The 24,093-nt window shown below is 63.8% G+C and carries 22 protein-coding genes; 7 read left to right on the top strand and 15 right to left on the bottom strand.

The genetic code is table 11. The features are described from left to right. Nucleotides 1-62: 62 nt before the first annotated feature. The 7 genes from BLT03_RS10420 to BLT03_RS10450 are packed head-to-tail and all read right to left on the bottom strand — an operon-like array spanning nt 63 to nt 7,507. Nucleotides 63-614 carry a shikimate kinase gene (locus BLT03_RS10420; protein ID WP_175537723.1) on the bottom strand — a complete coding sequence of 184 codons (552 nt, stop codon included), beginning with the start codon at nt 612-614 and terminating at the stop codon, nt 63-65. After that, nucleotides 596-2,443, bottom strand: coding sequence for an Ig-like domain-containing protein (locus BLT03_RS10425; protein WP_092743279.1), 1,848 nt, complete (start codon nt 2,441-2,443; stop codon nt 596-598). Before BLT03_RS10425 ends, BLT03_RS10420 begins: the two co-directional genes overlap by 19 nt. Nucleotides 2,444-2,456: 13 nt before the next feature. After that, nucleotides 2,457-4,598 (bottom strand): type IV pilus secretin PilQ, encoded by a 2,142-nt coding sequence (locus BLT03_RS10430; RefSeq protein ID WP_092743281.1) that lies wholly within the window; start codon nt 4,596-4,598, stop codon nt 2,457-2,459. Next, nucleotides 4,595-5,134: a pilus assembly protein PilP gene (locus tag BLT03_RS10435; RefSeq protein ID WP_092743283.1), complete on the bottom strand. Its 540-nt coding sequence runs from the start codon at nt 5,132-5,134 to the stop codon at nt 4,595-4,597. The genes BLT03_RS10430 and BLT03_RS10435 overlap by 4 nt, the downstream gene beginning before the upstream one ends. Then, nucleotides 5,131-5,802 (bottom strand): type IV pilus inner membrane component PilO, encoded by a 672-nt coding sequence (locus tag BLT03_RS10440; protein ID WP_092743285.1) that lies wholly within the window; start codon nt 5,800-5,802, stop codon nt 5,131-5,133. Before BLT03_RS10440 ends, BLT03_RS10435 begins: the two co-directional genes overlap by 4 nt. A gap of 2 nt (nt 5,803-5,804) precedes the next feature. After that, entirely contained in the window at nt 5,805-6,431 is a 627-nt protein-coding gene (locus BLT03_RS10445) for a PilN domain-containing protein (RefSeq protein WP_092743579.1), read from the bottom strand. Then, a complete protein-coding gene (locus BLT03_RS10450; protein WP_092743287.1) occupies nt 6,428-7,507 on the bottom strand; it encodes a pilus assembly protein PilM in 1,080 nt (359 codons plus the stop codon). The genes BLT03_RS10445 and BLT03_RS10450 overlap by 4 nt, the downstream gene beginning before the upstream one ends. Nucleotides 7,508-7,768: 261 nt before the next feature. Here BLT03_RS10450 and BLT03_RS10455 point away from each other — a divergent pair, with 261 nt between their 5' ends. Further along, nucleotides 7,769-10,156, top strand: coding sequence for a penicillin-binding protein 1A (locus BLT03_RS10455; protein WP_175537724.1), 2,388 nt, complete (start codon nt 7,769-7,771; stop codon nt 10,154-10,156). A 97-nt stretch (nt 10,157-10,253) separates the two neighbouring features. On the opposite strand, the gene cyaY is transcribed toward BLT03_RS10455, so the two are convergent. Continuing rightward, the gene (gene cyaY, locus BLT03_RS10460) at nt 10,254-10,589 is read right to left on the bottom strand and encodes an iron donor protein CyaY (RefSeq protein ID WP_092743289.1); all 336 of its coding nucleotides are present in this window, start codon (nt 10,587-10,589) and stop codon (nt 10,254-10,256) included. Nucleotides 10,590-10,601: 12 nt separating this feature from the next. On the opposite strand from cyaY, the gene lptM reads away from it, so the two are divergent. The 3 genes from lptM to BLT03_RS10475 all read left to right on the top strand — a co-directional run bounded on the left by lptM (nt 10,602) and on the right by BLT03_RS10475 (nt 13,048). Beyond that, nucleotides 10,602-10,838: an LPS translocon maturation chaperone LptM gene (lptM, locus tag BLT03_RS10465; protein WP_092743291.1), complete on the top strand. Its 237-nt coding sequence runs from the start codon at nt 10,602-10,604 to the stop codon at nt 10,836-10,838. Beyond that, a complete protein-coding gene (gene lysA, locus BLT03_RS10470; protein ID WP_092743293.1) occupies nt 10,835-12,118 on the top strand; it encodes a diaminopimelate decarboxylase in 1,284 nt (427 codons plus the stop codon). The genes lptM and lysA overlap by 4 nt, the downstream gene beginning before the upstream one ends. An 87-nt stretch (nt 12,119-12,205) precedes the next feature. After that, complete coding sequence (locus BLT03_RS10475; RefSeq protein WP_092743295.1) at nt 12,206-13,048, top strand: oxygen-binding di-iron domain-containing protein; 843 nt, start codon at nt 12,206-12,208, stop codon at nt 13,046-13,048. A gap of 64 nt (nt 13,049-13,112) precedes the next feature. Here BLT03_RS10475 and msrQ read toward each other — a convergent pair whose 3' ends face one another. The 5 genes from msrQ to BLT03_RS10500 form a co-directional block, all read right to left on the bottom strand. Continuing rightward, nucleotides 13,113-13,733, bottom strand: a complete 621-nt coding sequence (msrQ, locus tag BLT03_RS10480; protein WP_092743297.1) for a protein-methionine-sulfoxide reductase heme-binding subunit MsrQ — start codon at nt 13,731-13,733, stop codon at nt 13,113-13,115. 73 nt (nt 13,734-13,806) lie between these two features. Continuing rightward, complete coding sequence (msrP, locus tag BLT03_RS10485) at nt 13,807-14,802, bottom strand: protein-methionine-sulfoxide reductase catalytic subunit MsrP (RefSeq protein WP_092743299.1); 996 nt, start codon at nt 14,800-14,802, stop codon at nt 13,807-13,809. Nucleotides 14,803-14,873: 71 nt separating this feature from the next. Beyond that, entirely contained in the window at nt 14,874-16,235 is a 1,362-nt protein-coding gene (gene ccsB / locus BLT03_RS10490) for a c-type cytochrome biogenesis protein CcsB (RefSeq protein ID WP_092743301.1), read from the bottom strand. Next, nucleotides 16,232-18,415 carry a cytochrome c biogenesis protein ResB gene (locus BLT03_RS10495; RefSeq protein ID WP_092743303.1) on the bottom strand — a complete coding sequence of 728 codons (2,184 nt, stop codon included), beginning with the start codon at nt 18,413-18,415 and terminating at the stop codon, nt 16,232-16,234. Before BLT03_RS10495 ends, ccsB begins: the two co-directional genes overlap by 4 nt. 117 nt (nt 18,416-18,532) lie before the next feature. Then, nucleotides 18,533-19,180: a c-type cytochrome gene (locus BLT03_RS10500; protein WP_092743305.1), complete on the bottom strand. Its 648-nt coding sequence runs from the start codon at nt 19,178-19,180 to the stop codon at nt 18,533-18,535. Nucleotides 19,181-19,264: 84 nt separating this feature from the next. Here BLT03_RS10500 and yihA point away from each other — a divergent pair, with 84 nt between their 5' ends. Continuing rightward, nucleotides 19,265-20,002, top strand: coding sequence for a ribosome biogenesis GTP-binding protein YihA/YsxC (gene yihA / locus BLT03_RS10505; RefSeq protein ID WP_092743307.1), 738 nt, complete (start codon nt 19,265-19,267; stop codon nt 20,000-20,002). Nucleotides 20,003-20,052: 50 nt separating this feature from the next. Then, entirely contained in the window at nt 20,053-20,985 is a 933-nt protein-coding gene (locus BLT03_RS10510; protein WP_092743309.1) for an alpha/beta fold hydrolase, read from the top strand. Between the two features lie 42 nt (nt 20,986-21,027). Here the strand turns inward: BLT03_RS10510 and BLT03_RS10515 are convergent, their stop codons facing one another. Both BLT03_RS10515 and BLT03_RS10520 read right to left on the bottom strand, forming a co-directional pair. Then, a complete protein-coding gene (locus BLT03_RS10515) occupies nt 21,028-21,900 on the bottom strand; it encodes a lysophospholipid acyltransferase family protein (RefSeq protein WP_092743311.1) in 873 nt (290 codons plus the stop codon). Continuing rightward, nucleotides 21,897-22,751: a lysophospholipid acyltransferase family protein gene (locus tag BLT03_RS10520; RefSeq protein WP_092743313.1), complete on the bottom strand. Its 855-nt coding sequence runs from the start codon at nt 22,749-22,751 to the stop codon at nt 21,897-21,899. Before BLT03_RS10520 ends, BLT03_RS10515 begins: the two co-directional genes overlap by 4 nt. Before the next feature lie 131 nt (nt 22,752-22,882). Between BLT03_RS10520 and metK the strand changes: the two genes are divergently transcribed. Continuing rightward, nucleotides 22,883-24,064: a methionine adenosyltransferase gene (gene metK, locus BLT03_RS10525; protein ID WP_092743315.1), complete on the top strand. Its 1,182-nt coding sequence runs from the start codon at nt 22,883-22,885 to the stop codon at nt 24,062-24,064. Nucleotides 24,065-24,093 lie beyond the last annotated feature (29 nt).

A 24,093-nucleotide genomic window follows, 5' to 3' on the forward strand; every position in this document is an offset into this window, starting at 1 on the left:
CTGCCGCAACGCAAAGCACCCAACTGTCAGCCAGTCAGCCAGTCAGCCGGCCTGTCAGTCGGTCAGCCGGCAGCAGCAAGCTCCAACTGCATCGCGATGTGGTTCACCAGGGCCGCGACGGTCTTGCCGCGCCCGGTGGGCACGACGTAATGCGCGGTCTCCCGGTAGAGCGCATCGCGCTGCCGGTGCAGCTCTTTCAAGCGGCCGAGAGGGTCTGCGCCCTGCAGCAAAGGCCGGGACGTGTCGTGCCGCAGATGGCGAACGATGTCCTCTGGCGATGCGTCGAGATACACCACCTTGCCGTGCGCCTTCAGCCGATCCCGGTTGGGCGCACGCAGCACGGCGCCTCCGCCGGTCGCCAGCACCTGTGCGGGTGCCTGCTCAGCTCCGTTGCCAGAGGTCAACTCGTGGATCACCTGCTCTTCGATATCGCGAAAAGCAACTTCGCCCTCACGATCGAAAAAACCACGGATCGAGCAGCCAATGCGCTGCTCGATCACGTGGTCTGAATCGATGAAGGGAATCCCCAACCGCCGGGCGAGTTGACGCCCGACGGTGGATTTCCCGGAGCCCGGGAGGCCGATGAGATGGAGGCTCAGTTGGGCGTACTGCAAGTGCTTGCCGTACCAAATGGACTCACACGCGAAGCTGGAGGAATCGTCTTGTCGGTCAGGTCCGATGCAGCGGCTGTTGCCACGAACGCGAAGAACGAACTGGACTCCGTGCCGGAAACAATGGCCTTGGCTGCCAATTCAAAATTCACCCAGTAGGCATACTGCTGTCCGTAAGTCAAAGTGAACTCGGCAGATCCAGCAGCATCGGTCGTGACGGAAGCAGGTGCAATGACGCCTGGCAAGCCCGGAGTCAGTTGACCGTTGCCGTTGGCATCTTCACCGGCATCCAAAATACCATTGCGGTTGGCATCTTCATTCACACAAGAAAGCAGGAAGCCATTGGGTGTCGTGTCGTAGCCCCAGGCAGAAGCGGCATCGCTAAACACCAGAGGAGAACCCTTTAGGTAGAACGGAGGCCAGTACGAAAGCGTCAAGTTCTGATTTGCCACCGGCGCGCCATTGGCATCGTTCACTTGCACTGAGAACGTTTTACGGTATGTCGTATTCAGCTTTTCGATCGTGTTATTGGCTGCGATCGTGATGAACAGTGCTTGGCTGCTGATAGTGAGGGAAGACGTAGCGGTCACGTTGGTATTTGCGACGGTCGCACGAATCTGCACGCCGTTGGCAGCGGTAGACGTTGCGCCGGAAATGAATACATCCGTCGCCAAACCGTTGGCGTCCGTGACGGCAGAACCCGTCTTGATGCTGCCACCGCTCAGATCCTGCACTGCCGTGAAGAAAACGGTCTTGCCCTTGACTGCATTCCCCGCAGCATCACGCACCGTAGCACGCAATTGAACTTGGTTCGCAGAGCTACCTGCCACGTTGGGAGGCAGTGCAGCGGAAGAAGTCTGCAGCACGAGCGTCGCTGGTGTCGAGGCGATGAAGTTCAGCGGCAGCGTAGTCACGGCACCGTTGTCCACCACCGCGCTGATCGTCGCCACACCTACGGATGCAGCCGAGGCCTGGGTGGAAGCGATGCCGTTGGCATCGGTCGTCGCTTGGCTTGGAGAAACCGTGCCACGGGTCGTGCTGAACGAAATGACTTTGCCGGCTACACCTGCACCACCGGATGCATAACGCACGGATACCGTACGCGCCGTGTTGACCTCGACTTCAGTGTTGGCGGTAGGTGCCGAGAAAGCGAAATCGACGCTGGTGATGTTGATGGAAATCTGCGTTTGTGCACCAGCACTCTGGATGGTCACGGTGTCCGTTCCGCTGCGCGTTGCCGCGTAACCGAACGAGACCGCGCCATTGCCGTCCGTCGAAGTGCTGGCCATCGTGATGGCATTGCCCAGAGAGGACGTTACGGAAACCGTGCTGCCCCCAATGGCAGCCCCTCCACTGTCCTTCACACTCACCGCAAAGTTAGTCGTCGCACCGGTCAGCAGGGACGAAGAACCCGACGCGGTCAAGGTTGTACCCGTCACCGGAATGGTGATGGATTTCGTGATTGACCCGGATTTCACCGTCACTGCGATGTCGCGGTTGGAGCGGTCTGTACCTGCGGTCAATACGGCGGTCGCTTTGCCGTCTGCAGCAGTGGTACTCACCACGCTCGCCAATGTGCCGCTAGAAGCCGTGAACGACACCGTCTGTGCAGCCAGCGCATTGTTGGCAGCGTCCTTCACCACGGCAGTCAACGTCAGACCAGTCTTATCAGCCGATGCCAAACCCGTGGCTGAGGTCAATATTTCGACCGAAGCTGCTGTGCTGACCGGAGTGGTGCCTCCAGGCGTTGTCCCAGCGCTCCCCCCGCCACCGCCACAAGCAACCAAGGTGGCAGCCAGCGATAGGGCAATGATTTTGATGAATGACTTCATTATTTACCTATAGTTAACGAACTGGTCCGCGATCGGAAATGACTTTGGGCGTAATGAACACCAGCATTTCGCGCTTTGTCGATTCTTTGGTTCGGCTCTTGAACAGGTTGCCGACGACCGGCACGTCGCCAAGCACCGGGATTTTATTTTCCTGATTGGTCTCTTCCATCTCGAAGATACCTCCGATCACCACAGTGCCACCGTTCTCGATCAGCACCTGCGTCTTGATGTGTTTCGTGTCGATGGCCACGCCCTGCGTCGTGCTCTCGCCACGGCTGTCCTTGTTCACATCCAGGTCAAGAATGATGTTGCCTTCTGGCGTGATCTGTGGCGTCACTTCCAGCTTGAGCACTGCCTTCTTGAAGGCAATGGTGGTGGCTCCGTTGGGGGCTGTGACGGAATACGGATACTCCGTGCCCTGCTCGATCAAGGCCTTGGTCTGATCTGCCGTGATCAATCGTGGGCTGGACACAATCTTGCCTTGGCCGTCTGCCTCCATCGCCGACAACTCGAGCGTCAGGAACCGATTGGCTGCTGAATTGAAGATGGACAGGGCGAAAGAACCCACGGCACTCGTCGTGGACAGTTGAGCGGGCAAGTTGACGAACGTGCCACCAGGATCGGTGGCCGTCGAGCTGGCGCCGCTGGTCGACACCGCATTGCTATAGCTGGTACCAAAGGCAACACGGTTGCTGCCGCCAATGCCATAACCGCCATCACCACCGCGGCTAGCCCGCAGATCGGATGCACCCAACTTGACACCGAGTGAGCGGCCGAAGGTGTCTCGCGCTTCTACAATCCGCGCTTCGATCATCACCTGCCGCACTGCCACATCCAGCGTGGAAAGCAGTTGCCTGACTTCTTCCAGCTTGCTCGGCGTGTCCGTCACGAACAGCTGGTTGGTGCGAGGCTCGGAGATGGCACTGCCCCGCTCGGACAGAAAGCGTGTGGACACACCGCTACTACCGCCGCTGCTCGTGCTCGTTGCCAGTTGGGTCACCATGTCGGCAGCCTTGGCATAGTTCAGCTGGAACGCCTGGGTGCGCAGTGGCTCAAGCTTCTGGATTGCCAGCGCTGCCTCGTAATCCTTTTTGGTCCGCGCGTCGATTTCATCCTTGGGGGCAATCCAGAGGACCGTGCCGGACTTGCGCATGCCGAGGCCCTTGGCATCCATGATGATTTGCAAGGCCTGGTCCCACGGCACATCCTTCAAACGCAGCGTCAGCGCGCCGGTCACCGTATCGGACGTGACGATGTTGAAGTTCGTGAAATCCGCAATCACTTGCAGCAAGGATCGCACTTCGATGTTCTGGAAATTCAGCGACAGTTTTTCGCCGCTGAAACCGGGGCCCTGGGTCAGCTTGCTCAGGTCCACCTTTTTCTGGCGAATTTCCACGACGAACTGGTTGTCGCTCTGATAGGCGCTGTGCTCCCATTCACCGATGGGGTCGATGGTCATCCGAACGCGCTCGCCTTGCTGCGACGTGGTGACGATCTGCACCGGCGTGCCGAAGTCCGTCACATCCAGGCGGCGACGCAAACCTTCCGGCAGCGACGACTTCAGGAACTCCACCACCAAACCCTTGCCTTGTTGGCGCAGGTCTACTCCGACTTGATTGTTGGCCAAGCCCACGATAACGCGACCAGCGCCATCACTACCACGGCGGAAGTCAAGGTCACGCAAAGGCAGCACATCGTTGTTGCGGTCTTCGGCAAAAACCGCCACAGGGGTCGGTTGTGCCGCCGCCGTGTTGGACACAGGCTCCAGCGACACCATCAAGGATTTGCCCTGGATTTCAGCGCGATAGGACGTCGGTTGCTTGAGGTTCAAAACAACGCGAGACCGGTCGCCCGCTTGCACGATGTTCACGGACTTCAGATTGCCCTGATTGACCTCCACCAGCGACTTGCCAGTGGCGTTGGTCGTCGCAGGAAAATCGAGCGCAATCCTGGCCGGGGCCTGAATGGCAAAACCGGTCGGCAGAGAGGAAAGTGGCTGCGACAAATCGATGCGCACCAATTCGGTCCCGCCCTGCATGACGCCTTGGACGGCCTCGATGGCGGTCTGAGCGCAAGCCCAGGTACTGCCAAGCGACGCAACAGCAGCCAACAACAACGCCCGGTAGCGTTTACCAAAACTGTTTTTCTGAATCATTTCTTCCCCTCTTGGAGATCAAGCGTGGTTTGACGCTCTATCCAGTCACCCGTTGCATCCTGAACGACTTCCCTCAACTGAATGGCTGTTTCAGTGATCTGGGTAATCCTTCCATAATTCTGACCAAGATAATTCCCCACACGGACCTGGTACAACAGGTTGTCGACCTTGAGCAATGCAGTCGGATTACCTGTTTTATTGAGGCTGCCCACCATGGCCATGGTGTCCAGAGGATAGGCCTCAAGGGGTTCCTTCCGACGCGCCATCTCCGGGGCAATCAACGTGGCATTGGCGGCCAGTTGGGTGGAATCCCTGCGGAGAGCCTGAGTCAACTTGACGGAGTTGAAGGGATCCGTCGCTCCTTCAGCGTTGTAGTTTTGCGGCTGGAATTGCTTAGGTTCCGTCAACGGAGTAATGCGTGGCTTCGTATTGGCGCGAAGCTCCGTCATCCATTGCCGGAGTTCATCTTCGCCGGAAGAGCCACAGCCTGCCAACACAGCGCATAAAGCCAAGCATGCGATTTGCCAAGTTCTCATTTCTTCGCTCCACTGGCGGCTTGGCGCTGCGCCTGAATTTCTTCAGGGTCCAAATAGCGGAACGTTCGTGCCGTCGCCTCCATGGTGAGGCTGCCGGCATCTTTTGCAGGGGTGATCGAAATATTATTCAACGTCACGATTCGGGACAAATTCGCAATATCTGCTGCAAATGCACCGATGTCGTGATATTTGCCCGTCACGCGAATAGCGATTGGCAACTCGGCGTAGTAATCGCGCACGACAATCTGACCCGGCTTGAACGATTCGAATTGCAAGCTCCGGCCCAGGCCCGCCTGATTGATATCAGACAAAAGAGCGGCCATTTCAGCCTTGCTGGGCAATTGCTTTTCCAGTTGGATCACGTACTGCTGGACCTGCTCTCGTTGCTTCTTGAGTGCATCGAGGCTCACCGCCTTGACCAGTTTCTTTTCATAGTCAGCGCGCAAGGTCACTTCCTTGGCTTGCTCGGCTTCCAATTCGGCCTCGTACTCATTGAGCTTGAAGAACCACAGGAGGGTCGCAATACCGACGGCAATCGCAATACAGAGCAGAGCCCGAGGTAACACGGGCCACAAAGAAGGATCTTTGGGATCGAGATTGCGAAACTGCCGCTCCAGACCGGATTGCACGCCCGAAAAATCGATGGATGATGATTTTTTCGTTGCCATGTTCACTTCCCAGCCGCTTTGGCCGCAGCGGCCGGAGCACTCGCAGCGCCCATGGCTTTTTGGGCTTCACTTGTGCGCATCAACCGGAAACGGAGGTTGAATGAAGCAACACGGCGCTGCTCCCGGGGATTGAGCGCGATGTTCGCAGCCACGATTTCCACAAGCTCAGGCTTCGAAAACCATGGCGTGTTGTCTGCCAGATTGCGAAGCATCTCTGACACGCGTTCATTCGACTGCGCCATCCCCTGCATGGTGATGACCTGATCGACTTGCTTGAGATTGGTAACGTAAACCCCATCTGGCAACTGCTGAACCAACTCGCTCAGCAAGTGAACCGGCAGATTGCGATCGGACTGAAGATCTTCCACAGCCTTCTGGCGCGCGCGCAGGGCGGCAATTTCTTCTTCGATCGAGGCGATTTCCTTGATCTGGCCTTCAAGGACCTTGATTTCGCTTTGCAAGAACAGGTTCTTGTCCTGCTGGCCGGTGATCACCATCTGGTACCACCAATAGATGCCGCCGGCAATGGCCAAGCCGACCAGGAACGATGCGAACATCGTTGCCTGAAATGCTTCCTTGCGGCGTTTTCTGGCTGCCTCACGATGAGGCAGCAGGTTGATGAGAATCACTGCAGGAACCTCCGCATGGCCAAGCCACATGACGTGAGGTAGGAAGGCGCCTCGCGAACCATCTTCTTCAAACGCACGGCACTTCCGATTTCCATGCCTTCGAACGGATTGATGGCGGTGCAGGCACAGCCAGAGTGCTGGGTGACAGCTTCGGTCAATCCGGGCAACGGAGCCGAGCCGCCAGCCAGCATGATGTGATCGACGCGGTTGTGCGGCGTGCTGGTGAAGAAGAACTGCAGCGCACGGCCGATTTCCTGCGCCATGCTTTCCACGAACGGACGCAGCACGGCGGACTGGTAGTCTTCCGGCAAATCTCCGCTGCGCTTCTTGCCTTCAGCCTCTTCCAGAGAAAAGCCGTACTGTCGCACGATCAACTGCGTGAGTTGAGCGCCACCAAACGCCTGGTCGCGGTCATACAGCACTTCGTCATTGCGGATGACTTGCATGCTGGTGGTCAAAGCGCCGACCTCGAACAGCGCCACCAGAGCGTCATTGCCGTGATTGGGCAGTGCTTCGATGAGACGGCCAGCGGCCATTCGGGACGCATGCGATTCGATGTCGACGATGACCGGCTTGAGGCCGGCCGCTTCGGCCAAACCTTGACGGTCCTGCACTTTTTCACGACGCGAGGCCGCGATCAGCACGTCCACATCGCCTGGCGAATTCTTGCTGGGGCCGACCACGCAGAAGTCCAGGCTCACTTCGTCGAGGGAGAACGGAATGTATTGGTTGGCTTCGGATTCGACCTGCACTTCGAGCTCTTGCTCGGACATGCCGCCCGGCAAGGTGATGCGCTTGGTGATGACGGCAGATGGCGGCAGCGCGAGCGCCACGTTCCTGGTGCGCGTTCCGCTCTTTTTGACGAGCCTGCGCAGGGCCTCCGCGACTTCATCGAATTTCTCGATGTTGCCGTCGGTGATCCAACCGCGCTCCAACTGCTCGATCGCACATCGCTCCAGTACCAGCCCTCCTGCCTTGTCGCGCCCCAACTCAACCAGCTTGACGCTCGAAGAACTGATGTCGATACCCAGCAGTGGCGCGGACTGGCGACTGAACAAAGACCCCAAAGAGATCAAGATTAGCCCCCGTAACTTGCCGATTTGACGCAACAAAACTTAACACTTCACATGAATGCTATCAGTAAGGTAGTAGGCCAGCAAAGAGTTTTACGGCGCTGTTACGGAACTGACGTTGTCAAAAGCAGACGCTCATTTGCCGCCCCCGCCGATACCGATTTTCATGCGCCTGTGGTATAGGCGCGCCACCCGTTGAGGCGGTAAGGCAGACGGCCGAGATCCATATTTTTATAATGGCCGGTTGCTCTCTCCTGGAACGCTATGCCGTCATCACCTACCGACAAGAACCCTAACCAGAACCCGCCCAAAAGGCCGGCATGGTGGCGCTGGATCGTTCGCAGCGCCGTCTGGTTGCTGGGGCTGGCAGCGGCAGGCGCGATTGGAGTCGCGCTCACGATTGCGGTGGCGCTGGCAGTGGCGTATCCGAACCTGCCGGACATTTCGGATCTGGCGGACTACCGCCCCAAGCTGCCGATGCGCGTCTACTCGGTCGAAGGCGCCCTGCTGGGTGAGTTCGGCGAAGAGCGCCGCAACCTCACGCCGATCCAGGACATTCCCAAGGTCATGACCAATGCGGTGCTGGCGATCGAGGATGCGCGGTTCTTCCAGCATGGAGGCGTTGACTACAAAGGCGTGGTGCGCGCGGCCCTGGCCAATCTCGGCCGCGTGAAGAGCCAGGGGGCTTCCACTATCACGATGCAGGTGGCCCGGAATGTTTATTTGTCTTCCGAAAAAACATTCACTCGAAAAATTTACGAAATATTACTAACGTTTAAATTGGAGCATCTGCTCTCCAAAAACCAGATTCTCGAGATCTACATGAATCAGATTTATCTCGGGAATCGAGCCTATGGTTTTGCCGCAGCGTCCGAAGCGTATTTTGGAAAGCCGCTTCAAAGTATTTCCGTGGCCGAGGCCGCCATGCTGGCCGGCTTGCCCAAGGCACCGTCTGCCTACAACCCCATCAGCAACCCCAAGCGCGCCCGCATCCGCCAGCTGTACATCATCGACCGCATGCTGGAGAACGGTTTCATCACGGCGCAAGAGGCAGCGGTGGCCAAGCAGGAAGACCTGAAGATTCGTTCCGGCCCCGATACCACCCGCATCCACGCCGAGTACGTGGCCGAAATGGCCCGCCAACTCATCTTCGCCCAGTACGGCAACGAGGCCTACACGCGGGGCCTGAACGTCTACACGACCCTCAATGCCGGCGACCAGGAAGCCGCCTACATCGCGCTACGCAAGGGCATCATGGATTACGAGCGCCGCCAGCACTACCGCGGCCCGGAAAAGTTCGTGGCCCTGCCCACCAACGCGCAGGAAGCCGAAGACGTGATCGACGACACCCTGGCCCAGCACCCCGACAACGGCGACGTGATGTCGGCCGTGGTACTGGAGGCCACGCCCAAGAAGATCGTCGCGGCACGTGCCAGCGGAGAGCCGATCGAGATCACCGGCGACGGCCTCAAGCCCGCCCTCTCCGGTCTGAGCGACAAGGCACCGCCGAACGTCAAGATCCGCCGTGGCGCCGTCATCCGCATCATTCAGACACCCAAGAAGACCTGGGACATCACGCAGTTGCCCGAGGTCGAAGGCGCCCTGGTGGCGGTCGATCCGCGCACCGGCGGCATCAAGGCCCTGGTGGGCGGTTTCGACTTCGACAAGAACAAGTTCAACCACGTGACGCAGGCGTGGCGCCAGCCGGGTTCGAGCTTCAAGCCCTTCATCTATTCGGCAGCGCTTGAAAAAGGCTTCACCCCGGCCACGGTGGTGAACGACGCGCCGCTCTTCTTCAGCGCCGGCGTCACGGGCGGCCAGCCCTGGGAGCCGAAGAACTATGACGGCAAGTACGACGGCCCGATGACCCTGCGCACGGCGCTCGCCCGTTCGAAGAACGTGGTGTCCATCCGGATTCTGCAGGCCGTGGGCCCCAAGAATGGCCAGGAATGGGTCACTAAGTTCGGCTTCGATGCCGAAAAGCACCCGCCCTACCTCACCATGGCCCTGGGCGCGGGATCGGTCACGCCCATGCAGATGGTGTCGGCGTATTCGGTGTTCGCCAACGGCGGCTACCGCGTGAACCCCTACCTGATCAGCCGCGTGACGGACCACAAGGGCCGCATCCTGTCGGACTTCCAGCCCCCGGCCACATCCGACAACCCGCGTGCCATCGACGCGCGCAACGCTTTCGTGATGGACAGCCTGCTGCAGGAGGTCACCCGCTCCGGCACGGCAGCCCGCGCGCAGGCCACGCTCAAGCGGCCCGACCTCTACGGCAAGACCGGCACGACCAACGACGCAGTCGATGCCTGGTTCGCCGGTTTTCAGCCCACCGTGGCCGCGGTCACCTGGATCGGCTACGACACGCCGCGCAACCTGGGCAGCCGCGAAACTGGCGGGGGCCTGAGCCTTCCGATCTGGATCAGCTTCATGGAGCGCGCACTCAAGGGTGTTCCGGTGGCGGAGCCGACCGTGCCGCCCGGCGTGGTGAACGTGGGCGGCGAATGGTTCTACGAAGAATTCGCCCGCAACGCAGGGGTTGCCAGCGTCGGCATGGAAGACGCGACGGCCGCAGTGCCTGGAACGCCGCCGCAGGCACCGCCCCCGGCTGAGGAACGCAACCGCATCCTGGATCTGTTCCGCAACTGATCCATCGACGGATCGCCCGAAAAAAAGCCCTTGCGCGGTCACCGCGGCAAGGGCTTTTTTGTAACGGCTTTAGTTTGCCGACAGAGGTGGCTGGCAGCTATTCGTCGGCGCTGAAGGACAGCGGCAATCCCGACTGCTGGCTCGCCGCCCGGTTCAGGGCTTCGAAGAATTCTCCAGCACCCTTGGTGTCCATCCAGCGCTGGCCGTCGAACCGGTAGTGGTAGCCGCCGGACTGCGCGGCCAGCCAGATTTCGTGCAGCGGCTTTTGCAGGTTGATGACGATCTGGCTGCCGTTCTGGAAGGCGATGGTCACCATGCCGCCGGAGCGCTGGGCGTCCAGATCGGCGTCGGAGGTGTCGTTGATGCGATCGCAGCCTTGCTCGACAGCGAGCAGGAGCTTTTCCGCGTGGTCCAGGAATTCGAGGTCAGTCATTAGAATCGGCGGATGTTGAGAGCATCGCAAATTCTAGTCAGGACGCTTGCCCTTGCTGCAAGTGCGGCGGCCTTCGCAGGCTGCGGCCAGCGCGGCCCCCTGTACCTTCCCACCGATCCCGCCGCCAGCCAGCGGGCCACCCTGCCGCAGACGCTGGACCCGATGCGCGACACGCCCGTGCCGACGCCCATCGTTCCCGCACCTCCTGCCCCTTCTCCTTCCCGCCCCGCTTCGTCCCCGACTCCATGACCTTGCCTACCCTGCCCGGCCACCCCCACATTGCCTACCGCGACAACGCGCTGTTCGTCGAGCAAAAGCCTCTGGCCGATCTGGCGCGGGAGCACGACACGCCCTTGTATGTCTATTCGAAGGCGTCGATGCTGGACGCCCTGGCGGCCTACCAGCGCGGCTTCGCTGGCCGCAAGGTGCAGATCTGCTATGCCATGAAGGCCAACTCTTCGCTGGCGGTGCTGCAACTGTTCGCGCGCCAGGGCTGCGGCTTCGACATCGTCTCCGGCGGCGAACTCGAGCGCGTGCTGGCGGTCGGCGGCGACCCCAGGAAGATCATTTTTTCGGGCGTCGGCAAGACGCGGGCCGAGATGCGGCAGGCCCTGGATGTCGGCATCGGCTGCTTCAACGTGGAGAGCGAGTCCGAGTTGGACGTGCTGAGCGAGGTGGCCGTCGCCTGCGGCAAGAAGGCGCCGATCAGCATCCGCGTCAACCCCAACGTGGACCCGAAGACGCACCCCTACATTTCCACCGGCCTCAAGGGCAACAAGTTCGGCGTGGCGCACGAGCGCATCGTCGCGGCCTACCAGCATGCGGCTTCGCTGCCGGGCCTGCAGGTGGCGGGCATCGACTTTCACATCGGCTCGCAGATCACCGACGAGACCCCCTACCTCGACGCCACCGACCGCCTGATCGACCTGATCCAGGACATCGAGGCGGCCGGCATTCCGATCCACCACATCGACTTCGGTGGCGGCCTGGGCATCGACTACAACGGCGACACGCCCCCGGCCGCCGATGCGCTGTGGGCCAAGCTGCTGGCCAGACTCGATGCACGGGGCTTCGGTGATCGCCAGTTCATGATCGAGCCCGGCCGCTCGCTCGTCGGCAATGCCGGCGTGTGCGTGACCGAGGTGCTCTACGTGAAGCCCGGCGAGCAAAAGAACTTCTGCATCGTCGATGCCGCCATGAACGACCTGCCCCGGCCCGCGATGTACCAGGCGTTCCACGCCATCGTGCCCGTGCAGGCTGCGGCGGCCGGCGCAGCGGCCGAGGTCTATGACGTGGTGGGCCCGGTCTGCGAGAGCGGCGACTGGATCGGCCGCGACCGCACGCTGACCGTGCAGCCCGGCGACCACCTGGCCGTGCTGTCGGCCGGCGCGTACTGCAGTTCGATGGGCAGCAACTACAACACCCGCGCCCGGCCGGCCGAAGTGCTGGTGGATGGCACCCATGCCCACCTCATCCGCGCGCGGGAATCCGCCGCCGACACCTTCCGCCACGAAAAACTGGTGGACTGAGCGGCTGACTGGCCGGGGCTTGATTCGCATCAAGCCCCTGTCGTGGGGACCGGCCTACATTGGCATTTTTCAAAGAATGCCCATGCCATGGCCCTGGAACCGCTGGAACTGTACCGAGACAAGCACCACGCCTGCCTGATGTTTTCCGACCTCATCGAAGAGGACGGGCAGGCCGTTCAGGCCAACCAATTCCTGATCGTGGACGGCGACACGGGCGCCATCATCGACCCGGGCGGCAACCTCGCCTTCAACGAGCTGTTCATGGGAATGTCCAAGCACTTCCCGCCGCACAAGCTGTCGTACCTGATCGCCTCGCACGCCGATCCGGACATCATCGCTTCTCTCGACCGCTGGATGACCAGCACCAAAGCCACGCTGGTGATCTCGCGCGTGTGGGAGCGTTTCGCGCCGCATTTCACCAAGGTGGGCAAGACGGAAAACCGGGTGATCGGCGTGCCGGACGGCGGCGGCCACCTGCCGCTGGGGCGGCACGAACTGGTGCTGCTGCCGGCGCACTTCATGCATTCCGAGGGCAACTTCCACTTCTACGACCCGGTGAGCCGCATCCTCTTCACGGGGGACCTGGGCGTGTCGATGACGTCGGGCGCCGAGGCGCGCGAGCCGGTCACCGAGCTGGCGCCACACATTCCCCGAATGGAAGGCTTTCACCGCCGCTACATGGTGTCCAACAAGATCCTGCGGCTGTGGGTGCGCATGGTGCGGCAGATGGACATCGCCATGCTGGTGCCACAGCACGGCGCGCCGATCATGGGGCCGAAGGCCATCGGCGATTTCTTCGACTGGATCGAGAACCTGATGTGCGGCATCGACCTGTTCGACGACCGCGCCTACCAGTTTCCCACCGCGTTCATCGACCCGGCCACGCGGCAGGTGCGGCCCGCGCTGCACGCCGTGCAGGGGCGTGCTTAGCCAAAAAGGCCTCCAGCGCAATAACCACTAGGGGACATCGCTATTAAATTAATAGCATCGTGACTTATGCCGTGCGGGCCGGCGGCACGCGCCGGGCGAAGCGCTTCCACACGCGCCAGCCCAGCAGCGCGCCCAGGATCGCGGCATACACCGCCACCTCGGCGAAATTGTTCTTGCCTGCGCGCATCCAGAAGAAATGCAGCAGCGCCAGTCCCGCGACCGCATAGACGATCCGGTGCAGCGCCTGCCAGCGCTTGGCGCCCAGCCAGCGGATGGCGCGGTTGAACGACGTGGCCGCCAGCAGGGTGAGCAGCACGATGGCCAGCGTGCCGACCAGAATGAACGGGCGCTTGCCGATGTCGTACACGATCTCGGGCCAGTCGAACCCCATGTCCAGCCACGCATAGGCCATGAGGTGCAGCACCGCGTAGAAGTACACGAACAGCCCCAGCATGCGCCGGAACCGCGCCAGCGCCGGCGTGCCGGTCATGACGCGCAGCGGCGTCACCGCCAGCGCCAGGCACAGGGCGCGCAGCGTCCAGTCGCCGCTGGACCGGATCAGCGTCTCGGCCGGGTTGGGGCCGAGTTGGTCGGTCGCGGCGCCAAACACCAGCCAGGCCAGCGGCAGCAGGCACAGCGCGAACACCACCGGCTTGGCGGCGGGATGCATCAGCAGTTTTTTCATGGCGGCGGCCCTTGCAGGAAGGCGCTGGCTTGGCAGTTGAGAGCTAGAACGGACCAGGTGGCGGGCGGGTGAATCAGTAGAACTTCTTCAGGTCCATGCCGGCGTAGAGCGATGCCACCTGGGCCTCGTAGCCGTTGAACATCAGCGTCTTGCGCTTTTTGGCGAACAGGCCGTCTTCGCCGATGCGCCGCTCGGTGGCCTGGCTCCAGCGCGGGTGGTCCACGTTGGGGTTCACGTTGGAATAAAAGCCGTATTCCTGCTTGGCGGCCTTGTTCCAGGCGGTGCCCGGCTCCTTGTCGGTCAGGCGGATCTTGACGATGCTCTTGGCACTCTTGAAGCCGTACTTCCATGGCACGACCAGCCGCACGGGCGCGCCGTTCTGGTTGGGCAGCACCTCGCCGTACATGCCGAAGGTGAGCAGCGTGAGCGGGTGCATGGCTTCGTCCATGCGCAGGCCTTCGGTGTAAGGCCAGTCGAGCACCGCGGAGCCCACGAACGGCATGGTCTTCTTGTCGGCCAGGGTGACGAACTCCACGTACTTGGCGCTGCCCTGCGGCTCCACGCGCTTGAGCAGTTCGGCCAGCGAGTAGCCCACCCACGGGATCACCATGGACCAGCCTTCGACGCAGCGCAGGCGGTAGATGCGTTCTTCCTGCGCGCTGAGCTTGATCAGGTCTTCGATGCCGAACTTGCCCGGCTTGTTGACCAGCCCTTCGACCTCCACCGTCCACGGCGTGGTCTTCAGGGTGTGGGCGTTGCGGGCCGGGTCGGCCTTGTCGACGCCGAACTCGTAGTAATTGTTGTAGGTGCTCGCATCCTTGTAGTCGGTCACCTTTTCCATCGTGTTGGCGCCGGCCACGGGGGATTTTCCGCCGGGCAGGGCCGCCAGCTTGCCCGGTCGCGCCGCCTGGGCGCCGGCATCGCGCGCGGCCCAGGTGGCCAGCGCCGCGCCGGCAGCGCCGCCGGCCATGAGCTTGATGAGGTCGCGCCGGCCTTCGTAGATGGCGCGGGGGGTGATTTCGCTACCGGTGCCGTGGACGAATCCGTCGTCGTTCCGTTTGATCAGCATGGGGAATCCTTGTGTGTCGGGAGGCAACGCCCGTTATACGCGCGCTGGCCCCGCAAAGATTCACATTTTCATCACAACGTGCCGTAACTGTGCAGGCCGGACAGCCACATGTTCACGCCCAGGAAGGCGAACGTCGTCACGCCCAGGCCCACCAGGGCCCACCAAGCCGAGAGGGTGCCGCGCAGGCCCTTCATCAGGCGCATGTGCAGCCAGGCGGCGTAGTTGAGCCACACGATCAGCGCCCAGGTCTCCTTCGGGTCCCAGCTCCAGTAGCCGCCCCAGGCCTCGGCCGCCCACAGCGCGCCCAGCACGGTGGCGATGGTGAAGAAGGCAAAGCCCACGGCGATGGCCTTGTACATGACGTCGTCCAGCACCTCGAACGACGGCAGCCGGGCCGCGATGCGCCGGCGCCCCAGCAGAATGCCCGCCACGATGAGCGCCGAGACGCCGAAGTACACCATCCAGTAGCTGCCGCCGTTCTCGGTGGCGCCCTGGCGGAACACGATGGGCTCGAAACACAGCACCACGCCCAGCAGCCACAGCGGCGCGAGCTTGTACCAGCGCGTCTCGCCGGCCTGCTGCTTGATCAGGTAGGCGAACGCCACCATGGCCGACAGCGCGAAGGTGCCGTAGCCGATGAAGTTGGCGGGCACGTGCAGCTTCATCCACCAGCTTTTGAGGGCGGGTACCAGCGGCTGGATCTCGTGCGCCTCGCGCACCACCGTGTACCAGAGCAGAAAGCCCACCGCCGCGCTCACCACCAGCATGACGAAACCGCCCAGGGCGCGCGTCTCGTACTGGGCCTCGTAGTACAGGTAGAAGGCCGCGGTCATCCAGCAAAACAGCACGAACACTTCGTACAGGTTGCTGACCGGGATGTGGCCCACGTCGGCACCGATCAGGTAGCTTTCGTACCAGCGCACCAGCGTGCCGATCAGCGCCATGCCGATGCCCACCCACGCCAGGCGCGAACCCAGCAGCGACAACGTGCGGCCCTCGCCGCGCGAGAACATGCCGATCCAGTAGAACGCGGTGCTCATGAAGAACAGCATGCTCATCCAGAGGATGGCCGACTGGCTGGACAGGAAGTATTTGAGGCCGAACACCGTGTCGGCGCGCGCCAGGCTGCCCGCGCCGTCCTGCTGGTAAAGGCCGATGGCCAGCAAGGCGAACGCAGCCACCACCACCATCAACACGCGCAGCGGCCGCCAGAACCAGCCCAGCCACACGGTGCAGGGAATGGCGCCCAGCAAGATGCCTTTTTCGTACACGTCCATGAACGCGCCGTAGCGCTGCAGCGCGTAGAGCCCGCCCGCTGCGACGAGCGCGGCGAAGACCCAGTCGAACACGTTGCGCCGCGCGAGAAAGCCCTCGTTCAGCGTGATGGTGCGGTCGGCACTGTTTCGGGCGGCGTCCGTGGCGGCGGTGTTCATGCGGTGTCTCCATGGGGGCGCGCCCCGATGAGTTTGTCGGTGAGCCGGGCGAATTCGCGGTCGCCGTCCATGGTCTTGCGGTTGCTCGACAGCGCCATCGTGGCCTGGGCGCCACCGCTTTGCGGCACGAGCCACACCCACAGGCGCCGCTCGCGCACGTAGAGCATCGAGAAGACGCCGATGATCAGCAGTGCGCAGCCGAGGTAGACGATGTTCTTGCCCGGCGCGCGCGCCACCTGGAACACGCTGGCCTGCACCTGCGTGAAATCCTTGAGTTCGAACGCGACCGGCACCGGGTATGCCTGCGCGTCGCTGAGCGACAGCACCGCCTGCGTCATGAAGGCCTGGGTCGCATCGCTTTGCTCCAGCGGCTTGAGGCCCACGCGCTCGCGGGTCAGCTGGGCGAGCTCGAACAAGGCGCCGTTCAGGATGCGGATCAGCACCTCGCCCGCGCGCTCGCGCTCGGCCGGCGGCACGTTCTCTTCCATGAAATCCGAGATCGCCTGCAGCCCGCCCCGGGCCTGCGCGCCCGGGTTACCTGCGCCGCCAGTGCCACCAGCGGCTGCACCACCGCTGCTGCCAGCAAACAGCGCCAGAGCGCGCACGGTCGATTGCGCCAGTTGCTCGCCCAGTTCGGGGCGCGATGGATCGACCGCCTTCGCCACATAGCGGCGCACCGCCTGCTCACGCAATGCAGGATCGGCCAACGCCAGGCGCATGCGCAAAAAGCCTTGCATGCCGCCCTGGTCATCCACCGGAATGCGCAGGAAGCGGAAGGGCTCGGAGGGCGTCTCGCGCACGCCGAACAGAAACACAGGCTGGCCGTCGCCCGCGTCCATCGGCAGCATGTAGTTGTGGAACTCGCGCGCCTGGCCAGCGGCGTCGCGCAGCTTGTAGCTCACGCTCGGGCCGATGTTGCGCAGCTCCTTGCGGCTCACGGTCTTGTTGCCGGCGCCCAGGCGCGACTCGATGGCCTGGCGCAGGTCCACCTTGCGCACGTCCGCCCCCGAGGTGACGGCACCGGTATCGGTGAAATTCTCGACGTTGATGGTGCGCAGCGCGGTGAACTCCAGCGTGTACGGCTGGCCGGCCGCGTTGGCGGCCAATGGCGTCGAGCCGCCCACGGTGCCTTCGACATCGAACGGCTGGATGCCGGGCGCCAGCGGCACGGCGCGCAACTGCAAGCGCGAGCCGCCATCGTCGAAGCTCGATTGGTAGATCTCGATGCCGCGGTAGCTGGCCGGGTGGTTCACCTCGACCCGCGCGGGAACGGCCTCGCCCGTGGCCTTGTCGTGGATGATGATCTCGCTCGCGAAGAGCTTGGGCATGCCGGTGGAGTAGTGCTCGACGATGAACTTCTTGAGCTCGATGGCGAACGGCAGGTCTTGCAGCAGCACGCCGTCGGACTGGTTCAGGATGGCCGTGCTCGATTGCGTGCCCTCGGCCACCAGCAGGTTGCCGCGGAAGGTGGGGTTGCGCTCGGACAGTCGGTGCTCGGGCTTCACCTCGGAGATCAGGCCCCCGCCGTTGTACGGCGTCTTGCCGCCCAGCCACATCTGGGCGCGCACGACCAGGTCGCCGTCCAGCAGGCCGCCCACGCACACCAGCACGATGGCGCTGTGCGCAGCGATGTAGCCGATCTTGTTGGCCGCGCCGGCCTTGGCCGCCACCATCCAGCCGGTGCCGGGCCCGGCGGGCGTCGTGCGCTGCTGCAGCCGCACCTTCCAGCCGCCACCGGCCAGCATCTCGCCGATGCGGCGCGCGGCCGTCTCGGGGGTTTCGCCGGGCAGCGGGCCCTGCGCGCGCAGCCCGAAAGCCTGCAGGCTTTGCTCGCGGATGTTTTCCTTGTAGTTGCGCAGGTCGCCCAGGTAGCGCGGGCCGTTGCGCGCGATGCACAGCGAGGTGCTCGCCACCAGGAACGCGAGGATCAGCAGGAACCACCAGGCGCTGTACACGGCGTTGAGCTTGAGCGCCATGAACAGCTCGGCCCAGAACGGCCCGAACTGGTTCACGTAATTGGAGGAAGGCTCGTGCTGCTTGAGCACCGTGCCGATCACCGAAGCGATGCAGATCACCGTCAGCAGCGAGATCGCAAAGCGCATGGACGACAGCAGCTCCACGCCCGCGCGCACGGCCTGCGAGCGGGTATGGAGGCGGATGCCGTGGGTGGTTTCAGACATGGGCGAAAGACAAAAGGGCGGGCCATCCGTTCAGATGCGCCCGCCCGTCTTGGGTGTGATTATCGGCGGTAGGTTCCGGGGTGCGGCTGGGCCGCCCACCCGGCGGATTGACCCAGATCAACGCAGGCCAGCGATGTAATCGGCGACGGCCTTGATCTCGCGGTCGTTGAGCTTGGCGGCCACCTGCGTCATCTGCAGGCTGTTGCTGCGCACGCCGTCGCGGAAGGCGGTGAGCTGGGCGGCGGTGTAGTCGGCGTGCTGGCCCGACAGGCGCGGGTACTGCACCGGAATGCCGGCGCCGTTGGGGCTGTGGCAGCCGGCGCAGGCGGCGATGTTGCGGTCGGCGATGCCGCCGCGGTAGATGCGCTCGCCCAGGGCGACCAGTTCCTTGTCCCTGGCGAAGCCGGGCTTGGCCTGCTTGGAGGTGACCCACCAGGCGATGTTGCGCATGTCGTCATCCGACAGGGCCGAGGCGAAGCCCTTCATGATCGGGTTGTTGCGCTTGCCGGATTTGAACTCCTGCAGCTGCTTGACGAGGTATTCGGGGTGCTGCTGGGCCAGCTTCGGATTGGCGGCGATGGCGGAGTTGCCATCGGCCGCATGGCAGGCCACGCACACGGCGGTGTAGGTGGCTTCGCCCTTGGCAAGGTCCGGCTTGGCGGGTTTTTGCGCCCCGGCGGCAGGGGCGGCCCCCTGAGAAAAAGCTGGGAAAGCAGGAACTGCCAGCACGGCAGCCATCAGCATGGGAGCAAGCAATTTCTTCATATCGAGGGTTCTTGTGTTATGGGCGCAAAACCGCGCGATTCTACAATGCGACCCCCCGGCCCTCTATCCTTGGTAACCCCCGTTATGACGACTACATCACATGCGCCAGTTGCTGGCTCCCTCCCGCCCGCACCCGACGCCAAAGTCGCCATGGGGTGGCTGCACACCACGCGATTCCTGACGACGGCCGCGCAGTTGCACCATCTGCCCCCCATCGATGTACCCGAAATCGCCTTCGTCGGCCGCTCCAATGCCGGCAAGTCCACCTGCATCAACACGCTCACGCAGCAAAAGCAGCTGGCCTACGCCTCCAAGAAGCCCGGGCGCACGCAGCACATCAACCTTTTCTCATTGGGCAAGCAGGGCGTGACCGATGCCGTGCTGGCCGACCTGCCGGGCTACGGCTACGCCGCCGTGTCGCGCTCGGACAAGATCCGCTGGCAGCAGGTGATGCTGAGCTACCTGGTCACGCGCCAGAGCCTGACCGGCATCGTGCTGCTGTGCGACCCGCGCCTGGGCCTGACCGAGCTGGACGAAGCGCTGCTGGAGGCCGTGCGCCCGCGCGTCGAGTCGGGCCTCAAGTTCCTGGTGCTGCTGACCAAGGCCGACAAGCTCACCCACGCCGAGCAGGCCAAGGTGCTGTCCATCACGCGACTGCAGGCCGGCGGCGGCGACGTCAAGATGTTCTCGGCCCTCAAGAAGCAAGGGGTGGACGAAGTGGCGCAACTGCTGTGGCAGTGGTCCCACCCGGTGGCCGGCCCCTCGCCCGAGGCGGCGGCCGACGACACCCCGGACGCCGACGAGGATTCAGAGCAAGAATAGGCTCCAGCGCAGACAGGTCATGCGCTGGCAGCTATCAAAAGCAGAGCACCATGATCGACACCATCGCGCACCCCCTGCCCCATGGCATCACGCTGCAATGCCGCACCCGCGGCGAGCGCGGCCGTCCGGTGCTGCTGTTCCTGCACGGGTTTCCTGAAGGCGCCTTCATCTGGGATGCACTGCTGGACCACTTCGCCGACCCGGCCCATGGCGGCTACCGCTGCGTGGCGCCCTGGCTGCGCGGCTTCGCGCCGTCGAGCCACCCGCCCGAGGCCGAGGCGTACCGAGCCAAGCACCTGGTGCAGGACATCACCGCACTGATCGCGGCGGAATGCGGCGACGGCGGACCGCTCGCCGCACTGGTGGCCCACGACTGGGGCGGTGCGGTGGCGTGGAACCTGGCCAACCAGAGGCCTGACCTGATGAAGCGGCTGGTGATCGTCAATTCGCCGCACCCCGGCACCTTCCTGCGGGAGCTACAAAGCAACCCGGCCCAGCAGGCGGCGAGCCAGTACATGCACTTTCTCTGCCGCCCGGACGCCGAAGCCCTGCTGGCGGCGGACGATTTCCGGCGCCTGTTCGGGTTCTTCGACCGGCCCGACGGCACCGCGCCCGACTGGCTCACGCCCGAGGTGCGCGACCAGTACCGCGCCACCTGGAGCGGCGGCCTCACCGGCCCGTGCAACTACTACCGCGCCAGCCCCTTGCGCCCGCCGCGCGAAGGCGATGCCGCCGCCGGCGCGCTCTCGCTGGCCGATGCCATGTTGACCGTGAAAGTGCCCACGCGCGTGGTCTGGGGGCTGGGCGACCCGGCCCTGCTGCCGGGACTGCTGCAGGGGCTGGAGCAATGGGTGCCCACGCTGGTGCGCACCGAAGTGCCCGGCGCTTCGCACTGGATCGTGCACGAGCAGCCCGAGGCGGTGATCCAGGCCATCGCCGAGAGCCTGCGATCGCCCTCTGGCCAATCGCTACAAAATCAATAGCAATACTGCCAATGAATACGGCGGCAGAGGACGGTTTTCGCGTTATTTCTTGTACACCGAAGGCTCGCCGTCCGGGCGCGACTTGAACCGCTTGTGCACCCAGTAATACTGGCCCGGCATGGTGTCGATCCACTGCTGCAGTTCGCGGTTCATGCGCGCGGTGTCGGCTTCGGCGTCGTCGGTGGGAAAGTTCTCCCACGCCGGCATCATCTCGGCGCTGTAGCCGGTCGGCGTGAGCCGCCCCACCAGCGGCACGACCTTGGCACGGCCCAGCCGCGCGAAGCGCGACAGCGAGGGGATGGTCGCCGCCCGCACGCCGTAGAACGGCACGAAGACCGATTCGCTCGGGCCGAAGTCCATGTCCGGCAGCAGGTACAGCAGCCCGCCCTTGCGCAGCCCGCTCAGGATCGGCTTGACGCCGTCGCCCCGGTTGAGCATGCGCACGTTGCCGAAGCGCTGGCGGCCGGCGAACAGCCAGGCGTCCACGGCCGGGTCCGGGTGCGGCGTGAAGATCGAGGTGAAGGCCCGGTCGGTCTGCAGGGTGAGCGCCGTGCCCGCCGCGTCCATGCCCAGGAAGTGCGGCGCGAAGATGATCGTCGGCGCATCGCCCTCCAGTTCGTGCAGCGCGCCGTGGATGGTGAGGCGCTTTTCAACGACGGCGCGCGGCGCCATCCACAGCCAGCTTCGGTCCAGCCAGGTCTGGCAAAAGCGCACGAAGGTCTCGCGCGCCCAGGCGCGCCGCTGGGCAGGCGACGCATCGGGAAAGCACAGCTCCAGGTTGCGCAGCGCCACCTTGCGGCGCGGCGCGGCCAGCAGGTAGAGCACCTGGCCGATCAACCATCCCAGCGCGCGCAGCACCGGCAGCGGCAACCGCGCCAGCACGCCCATGAGCCAGACGTTCAGGCGCCCGCTCATGCCGCGCCCCCGGCGGCGGCATGGGGCTCTGCGCGCGGCTGCTTGTAGCGGGCGTAGCCCCACAGGTACTGGCCGGGGCTCTGGCGGATGGTGTGCTCCATGGCCTGGTTGATCTGCAGCACGGCCTCGTCGAGGTCTTCGGACAGGGGCACGGACAACTCCTCGAAATGCAAGACATAGCCGCGCCCCCCGCCCAGGCGCTCGCAGCGCGCCAGCACCACGGCCGCGCCGGTCTGCTGCGCCAGCCGCGCGGCCAGGGTCATGGTGTAAGCGTCGCGGCCGAAAAACGGCGACCAGACGCCCTGCCCCTGGGGCGGCACCTGGTCGGGCAGCAGGCCCACGGCCTCACCACGGCGCAGCGCCTTGATCATCTGGCGCACGCCCGTCAGCGCCGTGGGCACCGCGCGGATGCCGGGGCGGTTGCGCGCGGTGGACATCACCTCGGCCAGCCAGGGCTGGCGCGCGGGGCGGTACAGGATGGTGATGGGGCCGTGCGCCTCGCTCCAGCGCTGCGCCGCGGCCTGCACCGACAGCTCGAAGCAGCCGATGTGCGGCGTGAGAAAGACGAGGCCCTTGCCGGCCGCCCAGGCCCGCTCGACCGCGTCGGCGTTTTCGATGCGGCACGGCATCTGCTCGCGCAGCCAAAGGCGCGGCAGCTCGGCCGCCATGCGGCCCGCGTGGCCCACGGCCGCACGCACCTGGCTGAACGAATAACCGGCGCGCGAAGAGTTCTCGCGAAAGCGCCGCCGGTAGGTGGGCGAGGCGAAAAACACCAGCCAGCCCGCCGCCGCGCCGAGGGCGTGCGCGAGCCAGAGAGGAAGCCCCGAAAGGAAGCGAAAAAGGGTTGGCATTAAAATGGCGCGGTCGCTGAGTTAAATGAGCAACTTGCAGGGCGACGTAAAACAAATCTGCTAAAGCGTTCGCCAAAGCTCCCAAGGCTGAGGGCAACGCCCAAAATGCCGGAACACAGGAGTTTATTCAAATGGCGAACGATTTCCTTTTCACCTCCGAATCCGTCTCGGAAGGGCACCCCGACAAGGTGGCCGACCAGATTTCCGACGCGATTCTGGATGCGATCTTCAAGCAGGACCCCCGCAGCCGCGTGGCGGCCGAGACCCTCACCAACACCGGGCTCGTGGTGCTGGCGGGCGAGATCACCACCAACGCGCACGTCGACTACATCCAGGTCGCACGCGACACCATCAAGCGCATCGGCTACGACAACACCGACTACGGCATCGACTACAAAGGTTGTGCCGTGCTCGTGGCCTACGACAAGCAGAGCAACGACATCGCCCAGGGCGTGGACCAGGCCAGCGACGACCACCTGAACACCGGCGCCGGCGACCAGGGCCTGATGTTCGGCTACGCCTGCGACGAGACGCCCGAGCTGATGCCCGCGCCCATCTATTACGCCCACCGCCTCGTCGAGCGTCAGGCCCAATTGCGCAAGGACGGCCGCCTGCCCTTCCTGCGCCCCGACGCCAAGTCGCAAGTGACCATGCGCTACGTGGACGGCAAGCCCCACAGCATCGACACCGTGGTGCTCTCCACGCAGCACCACCCCGACCAGAGCGAGACCTCCACCAAGATGAAGGCCAGCTTCACCGAAGCCGTCATCGAAGAGATCATCAAGCCCGTGCTGCCCAGCGAGTGGCTCAAGGAAACCAAGTACCTCATCAACCCCACGGGCCGGTTCGTCATCGGCGGCCCTCAGGGCGATTGCGGCCTGACCGGCCGCAAGATCATCGTGGACACCTACGGCGGCGCCTGCCCCCACGGCGGCGGCGCGTTCAGCGGCAAAGACCCGACGAAGGTGGACCGCTCGGCCGCCTACGCCGCCCGCTACGTGGCCAAGAACATCGTGGCAGCGGGCCTGGCGCGCCAGTGCCAGATCCAGGTGGCCTACGCCATCGGAGTGGCCCGCCCGATGAACGTGACGGTGTACACCGAAGGCACCGGCGTGATCCCGGACGACCAGATCGCCAAGCTGGTGCAGGAGCATTTCGACCTGCGGCCCAAGGGCATCATCCAGATGCTCGACCTGCTGCGCCCCATCTACGAAAAGACGGCGGCCTACGGCCACTTCGGCCGCGAAGAGCCCGAGTTCACCTGGGAAAAGACGGACAAGGCAGCAACACTGCGGGCTGCCGCAGGGCTGTAAGCCCGCCACGCGATCGGCGTGGTTCGGCA

The sequence above is a fragment of the Paracidovorax valerianellae genome (genome assembly GCF_900102625.1).
Lineage (GTDB): Bacteria > Pseudomonadota > Gammaproteobacteria > Burkholderiales > Burkholderiaceae_C > Paracidovorax > Paracidovorax valerianellae.

What these genes read in the sequence shown, in the direction of transcription:
- BLT03_RS10425 (WP_092743279.1), bottom strand. Translation starts at nt 2,443, where the DNA reads ATGAAGTCATTCATCAAAATCATTGCCCTATCGCTGGCTGCCACCTTG.
- BLT03_RS10430 (WP_092743281.1), bottom strand. Translation starts at nt 4,598, where the DNA reads ATGATTCAGAAAAACAGTTTTGGTAAACGCTACCGGGCGTTGTTGTTG.
- BLT03_RS10435 (WP_092743283.1), bottom strand. Translation starts at nt 5,134, where the DNA reads ATGAGAACTTGGCAAATCGCATGCTTGGCTTTATGCGCTGTGTTGGCA.
- BLT03_RS10440 (WP_092743285.1), bottom strand. Translation starts at nt 5,802, where the DNA reads ATGGCAACGAAAAAATCATCATCCATCGATTTTTCGGGCGTGCAATCC.
- BLT03_RS10455 (WP_175537724.1), top strand. Translation starts at nt 7,769, where the DNA reads ATGCCGTCATCACCTACCGACAAGAACCCTAACCAGAACCCGCCCAAA.
- cyaY (WP_092743289.1), bottom strand. Translation starts at nt 10,589, where the DNA reads ATGACTGACCTCGAATTCCTGGACCACGCGGAAAAGCTCCTGCTCGCT.
- lptM (WP_092743291.1), top strand. Translation starts at nt 10,602, where the DNA reads ATGTTGAGAGCATCGCAAATTCTAGTCAGGACGCTTGCCCTTGCTGCA.
- lysA (WP_092743293.1), top strand. Translation starts at nt 10,835, where the DNA reads ATGACCTTGCCTACCCTGCCCGGCCACCCCCACATTGCCTACCGCGAC.
- BLT03_RS10475 (WP_092743295.1), top strand. Translation starts at nt 12,206, where the DNA reads ATGGCCCTGGAACCGCTGGAACTGTACCGAGACAAGCACCACGCCTGC.
- msrQ (WP_092743297.1), bottom strand. Translation starts at nt 13,733, where the DNA reads ATGAAAAAACTGCTGATGCATCCCGCCGCCAAGCCGGTGGTGTTCGCG.
- msrP (WP_092743299.1), bottom strand. Translation starts at nt 14,802, where the DNA reads ATGCTGATCAAACGGAACGACGACGGATTCGTCCACGGCACCGGTAGC.
- ccsB (WP_092743301.1), bottom strand. Translation starts at nt 16,235, where the DNA reads ATGAACACCGCCGCCACGGACGCCGCCCGAAACAGTGCCGACCGCACC.
- BLT03_RS10495 (WP_092743303.1), bottom strand. Translation starts at nt 18,415, where the DNA reads ATGTCTGAAACCACCCACGGCATCCGCCTCCATACCCGCTCGCAGGCC.
- BLT03_RS10500 (WP_092743305.1), bottom strand. Translation starts at nt 19,180, where the DNA reads ATGAAGAAATTGCTTGCTCCCATGCTGATGGCTGCCGTGCTGGCAGTT.
- yihA (WP_092743307.1), top strand. Translation starts at nt 19,265, where the DNA reads ATGACGACTACATCACATGCGCCAGTTGCTGGCTCCCTCCCGCCCGCA.
- BLT03_RS10510 (WP_092743309.1), top strand. Translation starts at nt 20,053, where the DNA reads ATGATCGACACCATCGCGCACCCCCTGCCCCATGGCATCACGCTGCAA.
- BLT03_RS10515 (WP_092743311.1), bottom strand. Translation starts at nt 21,900, where the DNA reads ATGAGCGGGCGCCTGAACGTCTGGCTCATGGGCGTGCTGGCGCGGTTG.
- BLT03_RS10520 (WP_092743313.1), bottom strand. Translation starts at nt 22,751, where the DNA reads ATGCCAACCCTTTTTCGCTTCCTTTCGGGGCTTCCTCTCTGGCTCGCG.
- metK (WP_092743315.1), top strand. Translation starts at nt 22,883, where the DNA reads ATGGCGAACGATTTCCTTTTCACCTCCGAATCCGTCTCGGAAGGGCAC.